A 14,766-nucleotide genomic window follows, 5' to 3' on the forward strand; every position below is an offset into this window, starting at 1 on the left:
CTGGACCGGCTGATACCGGCCTGACAGCGCTCTGACACACCCCCTGACACACGGGCCACGGGCACGTAGATCGTCGGGCATGACCGACGGGTTCCGGCGCGTAAACGCGCAGGTCGACCGAGATCGGCAACTGCTCAAAAGGTGTCGTATGACCCGTCTGTTGTACAACGTCTAATCACCCTCTTTATGTACTGATCCGGAGTGACGCTGCGGTGCGCCGCGACTTGCCGTGTCTGCACACCTCGAGCCTCCGGTCCGCGCTCTAGGCTCGTAACGGTGAGGGTCCGGTGAATATCGACGAGGCCGAACAGCGGTTCCGCGCGGAGATCGCGGGGCTGCGTCCTGCAGCGACTTCACCCGGTCACGAACTTGCGCCCGGGATCACCGGTGCGCGCTGCCTCGGCCTGTTCACCGCGCAGGTGCTGAGCAGGCAGGCCGATCTTGCGGCCCGGCGGTTGGGGGCGAGCGGGCAGGGCTTCTACAGCATCGGATCGTCGGGGCACGAGGGCAATGTCGCGTTGGCCGCCGCGAGCCGGGTCACCGATCCAGTCCTGCCGCACTACCGTTCCGGTGCACTGTTCGTCGAGCGGGTGCGCCGGGCAGGCGGTGCAGACCCGGTACGGGATCTGCTGCTCGGGGTGGTCGCCGCGGCCACGGACCCCATTTCCGGCGGCCGGCACAAGGTGTTCGGCAGCGCGGCGGCCCATATCATCCCGCAGACCTCGACGATCGCTTCCCAGCTACCGCGCGCGGTGGGGCTGGCGTTCGCGATCGACCGCGCCGCCCGGCTCGGCCTCGACTGCCCTTGGCCACGGGATGCGGTGGTGCTGTGCGGGTTCGGCGATGCCTCGGCAAATCACTCGACCGCCACCGGGGCGATCAACACCGCGGTGTATACGGCCCATCTCGGTGTGCCGGTTCCGGTATTGTTCGTCTGCGAGGACAACGGGATCGGGATCAGCGTCCCCACGCCGCCGGAGTGGATCGGGCACGCCTACGGTCATCGGCCGGGCCTGCGCTATTTCAGTGCGGACGGATGCGATCTGCTCGACGCGGTCACCGCCGCGTCCGCCGCCGTGGAATGGGTGCGCGCACAACGGCGGCCGGCGTTCCTGCGCCTGCGTACGGTGCGGTTGTTCGGGCATGCCGGGTCCGATGTGGAATCCGCCTACCGCGACAGCGCCGCGATCGCCGCCGATCTGGCCCGCGACCCGGTGACCGCCACCGCTCGACTACTGATCACTGCGGGAATCCGGACTCCGCGGGAGATCCTCGATCACTACGACCGCTTGGCCGCGCAGGTGGCCGCCACGGCCGAAGACGTGTGCCGGGAACCGAAACTCGGCTCGGCGGACCAGGTGATCGCACCGTTGGCGCCGTCCCGCCCGGACGCGGTGCGCACCGACGTCCTGCGTTCCGGTCCGCCACAGCACCCGGTGACGCTGGCCCAGGCACTCAACCAGACCCTTGCCGAATTACTCGCGCGCGATCGCGATGTCCTGGTTTTCGGCGAGGACGTCGCGCGCAAGGGCGGTGTCTACGGAGTCACCAAAGGACTCCGTAAGAAATTCGGCGCGCGCCGGGTGTTCGATACATTGCTCGACGAACAGAGCATTCTCGGGACCGCACTCGGCGCCGGACTCGCGGGGTTCGTCCCGATCCCGGAAATCCAATACCTCGCCTACGTGCACAACGCCCTGGACCAGTTGCGGGGCGAGGCGGCCACCCTGCCGTTCTTCTCGGCCGGCTGCTACCGCAATCCGATGGTGGTACGCATCGCCGGCTACGGCTACCAGCGCGGTTTCGGCGGGCATTTCCACAACGACAATTCCGTGGCCGCGCTCCGCGATATCCCCGGGCTCGTGGTGGCTTCGCCGTCTCGTCCCGACGATGCGGCGGCCGTACTCCGCACCTGTGTTTCGGCGGCACGGGTGGACGGGCGGGTCTGTGTACTGCTCGAACCCATCGCGCTGTATCACACCCGCGATCTGTATGAAGCGGGTGACGACCGATGGGCGGCACCTGTCACCGGCGCTCATGTGCCGATCGGGCGGGCCCGCGTGTACGGCGAAGGGACCGATCTGACGATCGTCGCCTGCGCCAATTCCGTCCCCATGAGCCTGCGGGTGGCCCGCCGGCTGGCGCAGGACGGTATCACCGCCCGTGTTCTCGACCTCCGCTGGCTGTCACCGCTCCCCTACGACGATCTGCTGCGGCATGCCGAAGCGACCGGTCGCGTTCTCGTCGCCGACGAGACCCGGCGCAGTGGCGGTATCAGCGAATCGGTGTGCGCGGCATTGGTGGACGGCGGGTTCACCGGGGCGCAGGCCCGGGTGACCAGCGCGGACAGCTTCGTTCCCCTCGGGCCGGCCGCCGCGTCGGTCTTGCTGAGCGAAACCGATATCGAAGCTGCCGCCCGCCGGTTGCTCGCCGGCACCGGCCATCACCGGCCCGGGTGAATCCCGGCCCGCCCGGCCGCGCCGACGTCAGATATCTATGCCGAGGTTGATCGCCGCCAGATACCCGTCGCCCTGCCGCGCAATGGCGAACATTCCGGACTCATCGAAGATGAAATCGTCCGAGTTCTGAGTGTTCTCCTGCCAGCCCGCATGATCGGTGTACGGCGCGGTCGCGTACACCGCTTTCTTGGTGTCGTCGTCGAAGTAGAGCTGGGTGGTCAGCACCGTTTTCTTGTCGATATGCACCTTCACGTGGATATGAGTGGTCCGGCCGATGTACCAGCCCGGGAAGATCGTGGTGAAGTACGCGATACCGGCGGCATCGGTGGGCTGCGCACCGCGCAGGTAGGTGCCGTCGTCGGTGGTCGCCGATTCCGCATCGCCGGAGCTGTAGGAGCCGTCGGAGGAACCACCCGAACCGGTTCCTTCCACATCATTGCCCGCGCCCGGCGGCATACCCGGCGGTGGCCCGCCTCCCGGTCCGCCCTCCGGCGGCTCGCCTCCCGGCCCGCCTACCGGTGGTCCACCCGGCGGCGGCGCATCGCCCGGCCCGGAACCGGCCGCCAGGGAACCCTGCTCGAAACCGGAGTAGACACCGCCGGCGTCACAGTGCCAGAGTTCGACCACCGCGTTCGGCACCGGCTTCGCCGCGCCGCCGGCGGAACATTCCGAGACATCGTGGACCCGCAGTGCCAGGTTCAGCTGTGTCCCGGGGCGGTCCTCGCGGATATCGTCACGAATATCGTCGACATCGAACCAGTACGGTCCGACGATCGCTGCCGAGGTCATCACGCACGTCGGCGCCGTGGCGAGCAAATTCTCGACCGCATCGCCGGGCGCCGCCGTGGTCGGCGCTGCTGAACCGCCACCCGTCCGGTCGTCGCCGCACGCGGCGGCCAGCAACGCCCCGACGCTGAGGGTTCCGCCCAGGGCGAGCGCCCGCCGCCGGCTCACTCGGCGCCGGCTCACCTCGACCTCTTCGTTCATCCGCAGTCTCCTTCGCAACCCCGGCCCGCCGGGAACAACGGAACGAGCACTTCACACGCTAGAACCGGATAGGGGTCGCAAACTCACCGCCGGCTGCGAATCGGCTGGGAGTCTGCTGTGAGCACGGGGCCGGGCTATCCGGCGATTCCACCGGCGAACGGCGACTCACGCCACTGTGCGAGAGCGGGCGTCAGATAGTCGTGCAGGACCGGCTGCTGCGGTACGAGGGCCAGGCAGGCGACCACCCGCAGCATGCCCACGGCGTTCACGAAACGCAGAACACCGGCGTCCAACGAGCGGATACCGTTACGCCGGGCACCGTTATCGTAGGCGGCCTCGAGTTCGGGCCCGAGACCCGCCAAGTCCCATTCGACCGGACCCAGCGTGACGAGTTCGAAGTCGGCGAACAGGTGTCCGTTCACACCGGAGAAGATGTTGGCCGGCGGCGAGTCCCCGTGCACGGGTTGCAGGCCGATCCCGGGAAAGAAATCCTCGAAGCGCTGCCGGGACCGGACGAGCGGGGCGAGAACACGCCACTCGCGGCGAGCCCGATCCAGATCGGCGGCGTCGAGCAGATCCGGGTATTCGCCGAGTACCGTGAGACTTTCGGTGACGAAATCCGGTTCCGCCGCCGACAGGAACGGCAGTGACCCCGGGTACGCCCGCAGCGCGGCGTGCAGATCGGCGACGAGATCGCAGTTCGCCGCATAGTCGGGCGGTGCACCCCGGTCTTCTTCTACGTACTGCCAGAAAGTTATCGAGAATCCGTCCCGCCGGACAGGTTCTCGCGGTATGGCCGCACTCGGGGCGATCACCGGAACACCCTGCCCGCCAAGCCAAGCCGTCACCTCCAGTTCCGCCTGCTGACGCCTCTCCAGCAACGCCATCTGGGCCGGCGACAACACAGTGGGGACCCGCGCCACCACTGGCGCGGGCCCGAGATGCACCACCACCGAGAACATATCGTGCAGCACAGCGGCGTCTGTCACGACGAGCCCCAGATCGCGGGCAGCGCCCACCGCGGCATCGACAGCGGCGGACGTACGGCGGGCAAGCTCCTGCGGCGTCGCGAAATCGGTCACGCCCGCATCGTCGCACGCCCCGCGCCGACGCCCGGACAACGGAGGCTGCCAGCGGGTCGAGTCTGGAGATGGAGGCGGGTGATCAGTGTGCCGGGGATGCGGCGCAGCTGGCGTTCCAGTTCCTCGCTGCGATGGCTGGGCAGGATATGGTTCCAGCCGGTGGGCGGGTCGATTTCGGCGATGACGACGATCGTGGTGCGTTCGGCGAAGTTTTCCCGGATGAACCGGGCGACGGGTTGTCCTACTGTAGCGTCGTCGTCGAGGAGTACCAGCGGGACGCCGGGATGCCAGTTGTTCCATTTCTCGGTGAACAGCCGGGGATCCGAATCGGGCAGGCGGACATGGACCGCGACCACATCGTCGCCGAGGGACAGTGCGGCAGACAGGGCTTCGCGGCCGAGTTCGGATACCTCCGAGATGGGGACGACGACCACCGGTTCGCCGCGCCGAGGGAGCGTCGGCACGGTATTCGCTCCGCGGCATTTCCCGATCCGCCCGTAGGCGGCGCGTACCCGCTGCATGGCGACGACGAGCAACGGCAGTATCACAACGATGAGCCACGCCCCCTCGGTGAACTTCATCGCCGTGGTGACGACGGCGGCCGCGGCGGTGAGCACTGCCCCGAACCCGTTCAGTGCAAGCCGGGCCCGCCAGCTACCGCTGCGGTGCTGCCACCAGTGGCGCACCATCCCCGCCTGCGCAATGGTGAATCCGACGAAAACGCCGATCGCGAACAACGGGACCAGGGCGTTCATCTCGCCGCCGGAAGCGATCAGCAGGATCACGGCGCAGAGCCCGAGCAGTACCACTCCGTACCGGTAGACCCGGCGGGGTGAGGCGACGGCGAAGCGGTGCGGGAGGCAGTTGTCATCGGCGAGGATTCTGGTCAGTGTCGGCAGTCCGCCGTAGGAGGTGTTCGCGGCCAGTGCGAGCAGCACGATGGTGGCGAATTGCACGATGTAGTAGGCGGTTCCGTCGCCGAGCGAGGCGGCGGTGAGCTGGGCGAGGACCGTGGCGTCCGCGGTGGGGCCCACTTCGAATTTCTCGATCAGCACGGCCAGGCCCAGCAGCATGGCGCCCAGGAGTACACCCAGCGCGACCTCGGCGCGTTGGGCGCGGCGTATCCGCGGCTGCGCGAAGCTCGGCACCGCGTTCGCGATCGCCTCCACACCGGTGAGCGCGGCGCACCCACTGGAGAATGCCTTCAGCAACAACAGGACACCCACTGTTTGCATATCCCCCATCCCGAACCCGGCCGCCGGGGCAACGGCCGGTTCCGCGCGCAGCAGACCGCCGATGATCACCGCGAAGATCCCGGTCACGAACACGATGGTGGGCAGCATGAAAGCCCGGGCGCTGTGCACGATCCCGAACAGGTTCAGCACGGTGATACCGACGGCGACGGCGACGCAGATCTCCACCGTCGCCCCGTGTAACCCAGGAAACGCGGAGGTCAGGGCGGCTACACCGGCGGCGACCGAGACCGCGACATTGAGGATGTAGTCGACGATGAGCGAGGCCGCCGCGACCAGTCCGGTGCGGGCGCCGAAGTACCGTTTCGCCACCGCGTACGCACCGCCACCGTCGGGGAAAGCCTTGATCACCTGCCGGTAGGAGGCGATCAGCACCGTGAGCAGCGCCGCGATGGCCAGGGTGACCGGCAGGGTCATCCCGAGCCCCACGGCTCCGGCCGTGGCGAGCACCAGGACGATCGCTTCCGGACCGTAGGACACCGATGCCATCGCGTCGAGCGAAAGCCCCGCCAAGCCGGTGGGCACGGTCAGACCCTGTGCGGCAGCCCGGGGCGGCGGGCCGGGGACAGGCTCGGCAGGGGGCGAGAAAACAGTCACGAAGGCGAGTGTCGGACGGCGGGCCCGGAAACCGAGCCGGCGTTGACGCAACTTTGATTGCGGTGTGACAGACCGCACCGACCGGGGCCGGGACCGTCGAACCGTGCGCCGAGCAGCAGCCCAGTGCCGCATATCGCTGCGAACAACCACTCGCCGAGCGGCGCGTTTGCCGGATATCGGTTCGCTGAATCAGCTCAGAGGAGCCGCCGCTGTACGGCATCGGCCATAAGTGTGTCCACGATCCGGCCGACCGCCGCGGTATCCGGAGGTGCCGGGGTTCCCGCGAACAGCAGATGTCCGGCACCGATCAGCGACAGCGCCAGCGTTTCGGTATCCGCATCGGCCGCGATACGGCCCTGCGCGCGTTCCTCGGCCAGGTAGTCGGCGATCATGGTGCCGGCCTCGGTGAGGACGGGCAGGCCGGGTGTCGTCCGGTTCCGGCGCAGTCGCGCGCGCAATTCGTCCCGGGCGACGATCAGGGCGACGATCGCCACCGCGACCGGGTCGAAAAGTTCGAGCAGGGCCTCGGTGAGATTGCCCGTGACGGTCCCGGTGCCGGTGGACCCACGCAGGGCCACCGCCTGGTCCGCGAGCCGGGCGAGCCGGTCTTCGACGAGCTCGGCGAGAAACGCGTCGAAATCGGCGAAATACCGGTGCAGGACACCTTTCGCCACGCCGGCTTCGGTGGTGACGGCGCGACTGGTCAGCGCGCTCACCCCGTCCCGCAGCAGGATTCGTTCGGCCGCGTCGAACAACTGCTGACGCGCGTCTCGGATATGTACACCGGTCGGCACCGAGTCCGTCCCTTCGCCTGTTTCCGGCCCACCGATTGCCTAGTGGGCACTTGCCCATTAATGTGGGCGCATGCCCACTCTACCGCGTGACTCCGCTTCGTCTCCTCAGCCCGAGCCGCACCGGCACCGCGAGGTCGCCGAATCGTTCGGCGTCGATCCACAACGCTACGACCGGGCCCGCCCTCTCTACCCCGACGCGCTGATCGCCCGGATCATCGCCACCAGCCCCGGCCGCGATGTTCTCGATATCGGATGCGGCACCGGTATCGAAGCCCGGCAATTCCAGGAGGCCGGTTGCACGGTGCTCGGTATCGACCCGGACGATCGGATGGCCGAATTCGCCCGCGGCACCGGGGTCGAGGTCGAAACCTGCACGTTCGAAGCCTGGGATCCGGCCGGCCGCACCTTCGATGCGGTCGTCGCCGGCCAGGCCTGGCACTGGGTAGACCCGGTCGCCGGACCCGCGAAGGCCGCGCAGGTCCTGCGCCCGGGCGGCCGGATAGCCGTGTTCGGACATGCTTTCGACGCCCCCGCCGAAGTCACCCGGGCACTGGCCGCGGCCTTCGCGAAGGTCGCACCCGATTCCCCCTTCACCCGTGCGGCCGCGGACGCGAAATCCGCGCTCGAAACCTACCGGGAGATGTTCGCCGCGGCCGCCGACGGTATCCGCCGGGCGGGCCGATTCGACGAACCCGAGCAGTGGCGTTTCGACTGGGAGCAGTCCTACACCCGGGACCAGTGGCTCGACCATCTGCCCACCACCGGCCCACTCACCCGGCTCACACCGGACCAGCTGGCTATCGTGCTCGACAGTGTCGGCGCCGCCATCGACGAGATCGGCGGCGGTTTCACCATGCCGTACACCACGCTCGCGGCGACTGCCACGCGGACCGGCTGAGCCCGCCACCGAGGCGCCCCGGGCCCGGGCCTGCGCAGGTCACCGGTTCGTCGAACACTTCGGCCGAAACCGCTGGGCCTCAGCGGATCCCGTACTCGGCGAGCGCATCCACCAGGGCGCACGGCCGCTGGTCGACGGGGCCGGGCTCCACCAGGGTGACCGCACAGCCCAGTTCGGCGGCGGCACCGTCCGCCTCGGAGCTGTCACCGATCATCAGTACCTCACCGGGGGCGATACCGATACGGCGACAGGCGATATCGAAGAGCCGCGGGTCGGGTTTCACCGCCCCCTCGGCATACGACAGAACGAATTCGGTGACCTGTTCGGCCACCCCGGCACGTTTGAACACCGGCCGGATATCCCAGGCGATATTGCTGACCACGGCGATCGGAATCCCGGCCCCTGCCACCGCGGTCAGGGCGGCCTCCGTATCCGGGAACGGCCGCCAGGCCTCCGCCGACAGCAGTTGTTCGTACAGATATTCCGGATTACCGACCCCGGACCCCCGCAGCACCGCCAGATACAGTTCGCGATGCAGCGGCGGGTCCAGGTCCCGTCGTCCCCATTCGTCGCGCAGCCGCTCCGGGAGACCGCCCGGCCGCCCGACCGGTGCCGTCATCCGCCGCACCACCTCGGCCTGGGCTTCACCGTCGAGAGCTTCTCCGTCGTGTCCGACCAGCCCGTCCAGTTCCGGCTCGAATCGGAAGAGGGTACCGGAGAAATCGAACAGCACACCGCGGACAGTCATACCGGCCAGGTTACGGAGCACCCACAGCGTGCGGACGAGCGGTTTCCCGGCGGCCGTGGACGCGCCGTTCGCACCGGGTCCGGCGGAACCTCAGGACCCCAGGTCGCGGAGGCTGTCGAGCAGGAAAGTATTCACCGCATCGGTGGCTTCCAGCTGGACCAGATGACCGGCTCCGGGGATGCGCCGGACCGCCCGCAGGTCCGGGAGCGTCGCACGCATGGTGTCGAGCGGATCGCGGCCGCTGAACCCCTCCATATCCGGATCGTTCTCCCCGTAGACGAAATACACCGGCGCGGCGGGGGCGGCCTGCGCGTATTCGGCGGTCAGCTCCCAGTTGCGGTCGAGGGCGCGGTACCAGTTCAGCCCGCCGGTGAAACCGGTGCGTTCGAATTCCGTGGCCAGGACGTCGAATTCCGCTTCGGGAAGCCACGGCCACGGTAATTGCGGGGCCTGCGGCAGCGCATCGATATAGCGCATACCCGGCGGGTTCTGCCAGACATCGAGGTAGTGGTAATCCCCGCTCAGCGCGTAGTACACGCGGGACAGGAATTCGCGCGGCTGCTCGGCGAGATGGGCGTCGGCGACGCCGGGCTCCTGAAAGTACTGCATATGCAGGAAGTGCCGTTCGGCCATTTTCGCCCAGTAATACCCGGGCGGTTTCGGCGAGCGCGGCGCGAACGGATTGTTCAGAACCATCAGGCCGCGCACCCGTTCCGGTGCCCGCATGCCGAGTTCCCACAGCAGGGCAGCACCGAAGTCGACACCCACGAACACCGCTCGTTCGGCGCCGATATCGTCGAGCAACGCCAGCAGATCACCGATCACGGCCCGGTTGGTGTACTCCTCGACGGCCGCGGGTGCGTCGGTGCGCCCGGCGCCGCGCAGATCGGGAGCGATCGCGCGGTATCCGGCCGCCGACAGGGCGGCGAGCTGCCGGTGCCAGACGTACCCGGTGTGCGGGAATCCGTGGCAGAAGATCACCGGATCGCCCTGCCCCTGTTCGGTGATGTGCATCCGCACACCTCCGGTATCGATGGACCGGTGTATCGGCGTCACGGAACCTCCCGAATACTAGAACGCGTTACAGTTTCACGGTAACGTCCCGGGACTGTGAGCGGAACACCACATCCCCTGAAAAACCGGATCGCCGTGGTCACCGGTGCGAGTCGCGGTATCGGCAAAGGTATCGCGCTGGAACTCGGCGCGGCCGGCGCGACCGTATACGTCACCGGGCGATCGCAGCAGCCCGGCAAGCTTCCGGGCACGGTGCACGAAACGGCCGCGCAGATCGACGAACTGGGCGGGACCGGCGTACCCGTCGTCTGTGATCACGGCGACGACGAGGCCACAGCGGCCCTGTTCGAGCGCATCGGCACCGAACACGACCGGCTCGATGTCCTGGTCAACAACGTCTACAACTCCCCCGCCGCCGCCCGCTGGCTGGGCCGCAAATTCTGGGATGTCCCCCCGAAAGCCTGGGACGAGACGTTCCGGATCGGGGTGCGTTCCCATTACGTCGCGGCTGTGTACGCGGCACCGTTGCTGCTGAAAGCGAGCGGTCTCCTCGTGAACGTATCCTCGCCCGGCGCGCAGCGCGCCATGCACAACGCCGTCTACGGGGTCGCGAAAACGGCATTGGACCGGATGACCGCCGATTTCGCCCGCGACCTCGCCGATACCGAGGTCACCGCCGTCTCGATCTGGCCCGGTCTGGTGGCCACCGAACTACTGCAACTGGTGCCCGCCGATGACACGGGTAAACGCGTCGTGACCTTGCCCGGTGAGGGCAGCTTCGACCTGGACGAGGCCGAAACGCCCCGATTCGCGGGCCGCGCGGTGGTGGCGCTGGCCGCCGACACCGACCGCAAGAAGCGAGCGGGTAAGGCCTGGAAAGTCGCCGATCTGGCCGAAGACTACGGATTCACCGATATCGACGGGCGGATACCCCGGACCGACTGACGATCAGGCGAACTTGATCTCCAGGCCGATCCCCAGAATCGCGATGAACCAGATCAGCCCGGTGAAGATGGTGATGCGGTTGAGGTTCTTCTCCGCAACGGTCGATCCGGACAGCGCCGACTGCGTCCCACCGCCGAACAGGCTGGACAGACCTCCGCCCTTGGCGCGGTGCAGCAGCACCATCAGCACCAGCAGCAGGCTGGTGACGATCAGGAGGATATCCAGGAACATCCGCATGCCGGACAGTGTATCTATGCGCGCGGTCCGACCGACACCAGGTGGGTGAGCGTCTCGTCGTGGGCGAATTCCGCGACCGCGCGTTCGCGCATCAGGTCCTGGGCGGTCAGCCGCACCTTGTGCTGCTGCATATGCTCCGACCAGGAGCGCACCACGAAGGCCTCGACGTAGCGGTCCTCGGCGCCGACATCGCGGTACAGCCGCCATTCCATGGCACCGGTGCGCTGCCGGGACCGGCCCACGTAACTCATGGCGTCGAGGAATTCGGGGACCCGGTCCGCCGGTACGTCGTAGTCCTTGAGCACCAGCACCGGGCCGTCGTCCGGCTCCGGTTCCACCACCAGCTGCGGTTCGGGCCAGTACGCCTGCGGCGTCAGATCGAAACCCGCAGCGAACTGGCGCATGGGCAGCCACACGGTGCTGAGCGCGGCCAACCCGAGCAGCGCACCGGCGATCAGCAGGGCGGTGACCGCACCGTAGGCGCCGGCGACCAGACCCCACGCCACCGAACCGATCGCCTGACCGGCCATGAAGACCAGCATGTACACCGACAGTCCACGCGCCCGCACCCATCCGGGGAGCAGCAGCTGCATGGTGGCGTTCATGGTCGAGAGGGTGAGCAGCCAGGCCGCACCGGCGAATACCAGCAGGATCAGCACCAGCGCCTCGACCCGCAGCAGCGCGGTTCCGACGCAGGCCACACCGAACATCAGCGCGGCGACGGCGACCTGCTGGGTGGGGGTGAGCAGGGCCCGCACCCGCGCCAGGCTCACCGCGCCGAGCACCGCCCCCACTCCGAGCGCGCCGAGCATCACGCCGTAACCGGAGGATCCCAGGCCCAGCTGATCGCGCGCGATCACCGGTAGCAGCGCCCACAACGCGCTACCGGGGGCGACGAACAGCGCGGTGCGCAGCAGCACCCGCCGGATGGCCGGTGCCGATTTGATGAACCGGGTCCCGGCCTGCAGCGCCGCCAGCGGGCGTTCGGTGGGAAATTCGCGCGCCACCTTCGGCCGCCGCCACATCAGCAGCGCCCCGACGATCGCGCAGAAGGAGAAGGCGTTCAGGGTGAACACCAGCGCCGGCCCGGACAGCGCGACCAGCACGCCCGCGACCGCCGGGCCCACTGCCCGCCCGATATTCATATTCATACTGCCCAGCGCCGCCGCGGACGGAATCTGGTCGCGTGGGACCAGTTCGGGCTGGATCGCCTGCCACGAGGGAGCGACCACCGCCTGACCGCAGCCGAGCAGGAACAACAGGATGAGCAACACCGAGGGCGTGGTGTGGCCGGTGGCGGTCGCGATCGCCAGGACCGCCGCCAGCACCGCCATGGTGGACTGCGCGCCGAGCAGCAGGCGCCGGCGGTCCAGTAGATCCGCGAGCACCCCGGACGGTATCGACAGGATCATCACCGGCAACGTCGTCGCGGTCTGGACGAACGACACCAGCGCCGCCGCATTGGGTTCGTCGACCAGCACCCACTGGGCGCCCACCATCTGCATCCAGGTGCCGAGATTGGAGACCAGCTGGGCGATCCAGAGCGCCCGGTAGACCGGGGATCGCAGCGGCGCCCATGTGGAAACTGGTTTCGGCGCGGCTGTAGTCACTCGGGACAGCATAGCCGCGTGCTCTGGCCGGGATTTCGCACGCTCGCCGGGTAGCATCGGCGGCATGCCCGGACGACTGCTCCGATTCGGTGCGGCCCTCGCGCTGATCCTGCTGGCCGCCACGGCCTGCTCGAACGATGAGGAGCCGGAGCCCGCGGCCCCCGAGGCGACGCCGATGGGCCACACCTATATCTCCACCGAGGTCACCGGCACGGCGATCCCGGGCGGTGGACCGCTCACCCTGGTTTTCGCCGACGGCCGGATCACCGCCGACGCCGGCTGCAACAAACACAGCGGCGCCGTGGATCTCCACGATCACGTGCTGCACGTTTCCGAACTCGCGAGCACCCTCGCCGCCTGTCCCGGTGAACGCGCCGGATCCGATACCTGGGTGGGCGAACTGCTGCGCGGCGAGCCGACGTGGGAGCTCGACCGCGACCGGCTGACGCTGGTCGGCAAGAAGTCGACGGTGGTCCTCACGGATAAGAAAGTGGTGCAACCGGACCGGCCGATCCGCGGTACCGAATGGGGCGTCACCACGCTGCTCACCCCGCAGGCCCGCGTATCGTCGCGCACGATCGACGAAGTGCGGCCCCACCTCACCATCGCCGAGGACGGCGGGCTCACCGGGTTCGCCGGCTGCAACCGGCTGACGGGCCGCGCCGAGATCACCGAAACCCCGGCCGGCGCCGATATCGCGTTCACCGCGGCCACCACCCGGATGATGTGCACGCCCGAGGTCATGGAGGTGGAACGCGCGGTACTCGCCGCCCTGGACGGCACGGCACAGGCCACCGTCGATGCCGATACCCTCACCCTGCGCAACGCCAACGGCCACGGTCTTGTGCTACGCGCCCGGTAGGCCGACTGCCGGAACGGCTCGCACACGACCGGGTTCGCACCTCCGTAACGGCGGCCGCGATCCGGTCGCGGGCTACGGGCTGAACACCACGCTCTCGAATGCCCGGGTTTCGGCGTCCATGGGCACACCTTCGCAGTTGGGCCCGGGAAACGCTGCCACGTGCATATCGGTGTCGTTGGCGAGAACTCCGGCCGCGCCCGGTGTGTTGTAGCAACGGTCGGGGTCGAGATCGTCGAGCACGGCCGGGCCCCCGAGCTGTGAGCGGTAGACGAATTCCCCCGACGCCGCGTGGGCGCCGAGCGGAACGGTCAGGGTGATCGCGGCGCCGACGGCGAAGGCACCCACGGTTTCGACGATATATCGCACGCACTGGTCCTTTCGCTCGGAATTGCGGGCTGTTCGCGTCCAGCACCGCAGTATTCCGGACCCGCACCCGGGTCTGCGGTAAGCGGGCGGAACCGCCCGTCGATGGGCCCGTCGCACCATCCCGGAACACCCTGGCGAACTCACCGGGCGCGCGGCGCGGCCGGGTATCCGGTGTCGCCCGGATCTTCCCACCGGTAGAGGGCCGGGATGAGAAAGCGTTGCAGCAGCTGCGATTCCGATTCGGCGTCGGCCGGCCACAGCAGCAGCGACAACACCGACCGGATGAACCAGACGCCGGTGAGCGGGTCGTCCGGGCGCGTGCCCAGCATTTCGGAAACGATCCCGAGCAGGGCCGGCGATTCGGCGAAGGTCACCACCGACCGGGGTCCGTGCTGCGAGGCGAGGAACGCGATAACGATCGGATCGGAACGTACCTCACGCAGCGTGACGGTGAGGGCCGCGTACACGCGTTCGGGGCCGGTGAGGTCACCGAGCGCGTGCTCGACTTCACCGGCGATACGGTTCGCCGCGCGCGCGAGGACGGTCTCACGGAGATGGATCACACCACCGGTATGGCGGTAGACGGTGGCGCGCGAGCAGTGCGCGTGCCGTGCCACCGTATCGACGTCGAGACCGTCGAAACCGCGCCGCGTGATCAGATCCGCGGCCGCGGCGTAGATGTGGTCGGCCGCGGTGTCGTGGCGGTCTGCGCCGAGTAGCCAGTCTCGCGCCATCGCTTCAGTATGAGACATTCATGCCGTCGAAGGATCCGATATCGCCCAGTTCACGAGCATGTGCTGAGACAACAAGGGGCGAAACGACTGTCCGATGTGTATCGACTTCAGTCGCAGATCTTGTCCGGGCGCTACCCGGGGAGAACTGTGGAGGCGGGGTGCGGCGCCGGTGACCGATGG

Annotated in this window: 14 protein-coding genes; 4 read left to right on the plus strand and 10 right to left on the minus strand. The window is 68.3% G+C overall.

Annotation, left to right across the window (positions count from 1 at the left end; all coding sequences use genetic code 11):
• Nucleotides 1-287: 287 nt before the first annotated feature.
• On the plus strand, nucleotides 288-2,459 hold the full coding sequence (locus QH196_RS21070; protein ID WP_432279525.1) for a thiamine pyrophosphate-dependent enzyme: 2,172 nt from the start codon (nucleotides 288-290) through the stop codon (nucleotides 2,457-2,459).
• Nucleotides 2,460-2,486: 27 nt separating this feature from the next.
• Here the strand turns inward: QH196_RS21070 and QH196_RS21075 are convergent, their stop codons facing one another.
• The 4 genes from QH196_RS21075 to QH196_RS21090 form a co-directional block, all read right to left on the minus strand.
• Complete coding sequence (locus tag QH196_RS21075; RefSeq protein ID WP_280417530.1) at nucleotides 2,487-3,446, minus strand: protocatechuate dioxygenase; 960 nt, start codon at nucleotides 3,444-3,446, stop codon at nucleotides 2,487-2,489.
• A gap of 134 nt (nucleotides 3,447-3,580) precedes the next feature.
• Entirely contained in the window at nucleotides 3,581-4,528 is a 948-nt protein-coding gene (locus QH196_RS21080; protein WP_280417531.1) for a phosphotransferase, read from the minus strand.
• Complete coding sequence (locus tag QH196_RS21085) at nucleotides 4,525-6,306, minus strand: APC family permease (protein ID WP_280417532.1); 1,782 nt, start codon at nucleotides 6,304-6,306, stop codon at nucleotides 4,525-4,527. Before QH196_RS21085 ends, QH196_RS21080 begins: the two co-directional genes overlap by 4 nt.
• A 266-nt stretch (nucleotides 6,307-6,572) precedes the next feature.
• On the minus strand, nucleotides 6,573-7,172 hold the full coding sequence (locus QH196_RS21090; RefSeq protein WP_280417533.1) for a TetR/AcrR family transcriptional regulator: 600 nt from the start codon (nucleotides 7,170-7,172) through the stop codon (nucleotides 6,573-6,575).
• Between the two features lie 70 nt (nucleotides 7,173-7,242).
• On the opposite strand from QH196_RS21090, the gene QH196_RS21095 reads away from it, so the two are divergent.
• The gene (locus QH196_RS21095; protein WP_280417534.1) at nucleotides 7,243-8,070 is read left to right on the plus strand and encodes a class I SAM-dependent methyltransferase; all 828 of its coding nucleotides are present in this window, start codon (nucleotides 7,243-7,245) and stop codon (nucleotides 8,068-8,070) included.
• Between the two features lie 79 nt (nucleotides 8,071-8,149).
• On the opposite strand, the gene QH196_RS21100 is transcribed toward QH196_RS21095, so the two are convergent.
• Complete coding sequence (locus QH196_RS21100) at nucleotides 8,150-8,818, minus strand: HAD family hydrolase (protein ID WP_280417535.1); 669 nt, start codon at nucleotides 8,816-8,818, stop codon at nucleotides 8,150-8,152.
• A 90-nt stretch (nucleotides 8,819-8,908) separates the two neighbouring features.
• On the minus strand, nucleotides 8,909-9,832 hold the full coding sequence (locus tag QH196_RS21105) for an alpha/beta fold hydrolase (RefSeq protein ID WP_432279527.1): 924 nt from the start codon (nucleotides 9,830-9,832) through the stop codon (nucleotides 8,909-8,911).
• 96 nt (nucleotides 9,833-9,928) lie between these two features.
• Here QH196_RS21105 and QH196_RS21110 point away from each other — a divergent pair, with 96 nt between their 5' ends.
• Nucleotides 9,929-10,777, plus strand: coding sequence for an SDR family NAD(P)-dependent oxidoreductase (locus QH196_RS21110; RefSeq protein WP_280417537.1), 849 nt, complete (start codon nucleotides 9,929-9,931; stop codon nucleotides 10,775-10,777).
• A 3-nt stretch (nucleotides 10,778-10,780) separates the two neighbouring features.
• Here the strand turns inward: QH196_RS21110 and secG are convergent, their stop codons facing one another.
• Both secG and QH196_RS21120 read right to left on the minus strand, forming a co-directional pair.
• Entirely contained in the window at nucleotides 10,781-11,014 is a 234-nt protein-coding gene (secG, locus tag QH196_RS21115) for a preprotein translocase subunit SecG (RefSeq protein WP_280417538.1), read from the minus strand.
• A 14-nt stretch (nucleotides 11,015-11,028) separates the two neighbouring features.
• Entirely contained in the window at nucleotides 11,029-12,636 is a 1,608-nt protein-coding gene (locus QH196_RS21120; protein WP_280417539.1) for an MFS transporter, read from the minus strand.
• A 52-nt stretch (nucleotides 12,637-12,688) separates the two neighbouring features.
• Here QH196_RS21120 and QH196_RS21125 point away from each other — a divergent pair, with 52 nt between their 5' ends.
• Nucleotides 12,689-13,486, plus strand: coding sequence for an META domain-containing protein (locus QH196_RS21125; RefSeq protein ID WP_280417540.1), 798 nt, complete (start codon nucleotides 12,689-12,691; stop codon nucleotides 13,484-13,486).
• 72 nt (nucleotides 13,487-13,558) lie between these two features.
• On the opposite strand, the gene QH196_RS21130 is transcribed toward QH196_RS21125, so the two are convergent.
• Entirely contained in the window at nucleotides 13,559-13,852 is a 294-nt protein-coding gene (locus QH196_RS21130; RefSeq protein WP_280417541.1) for a hypothetical protein, read from the minus strand.
• 140 nt (nucleotides 13,853-13,992) lie between these two features.
• Nucleotides 13,993-14,586: a TetR/AcrR family transcriptional regulator gene (locus tag QH196_RS21135; RefSeq protein ID WP_280417542.1), complete on the minus strand. Its 594-nt coding sequence runs from the start codon at nucleotides 14,584-14,586 to the stop codon at nucleotides 13,993-13,995.
• Between the last annotated feature and the right edge of the window lie 180 nt (nucleotides 14,587-14,766).

Source organism: Nocardia carnea, from assembly GCF_029868325.1.
Classification (GTDB): domain Bacteria; phylum Actinomycetota; class Actinomycetes; order Mycobacteriales; family Mycobacteriaceae; genus Nocardia; species Nocardia carnea_C.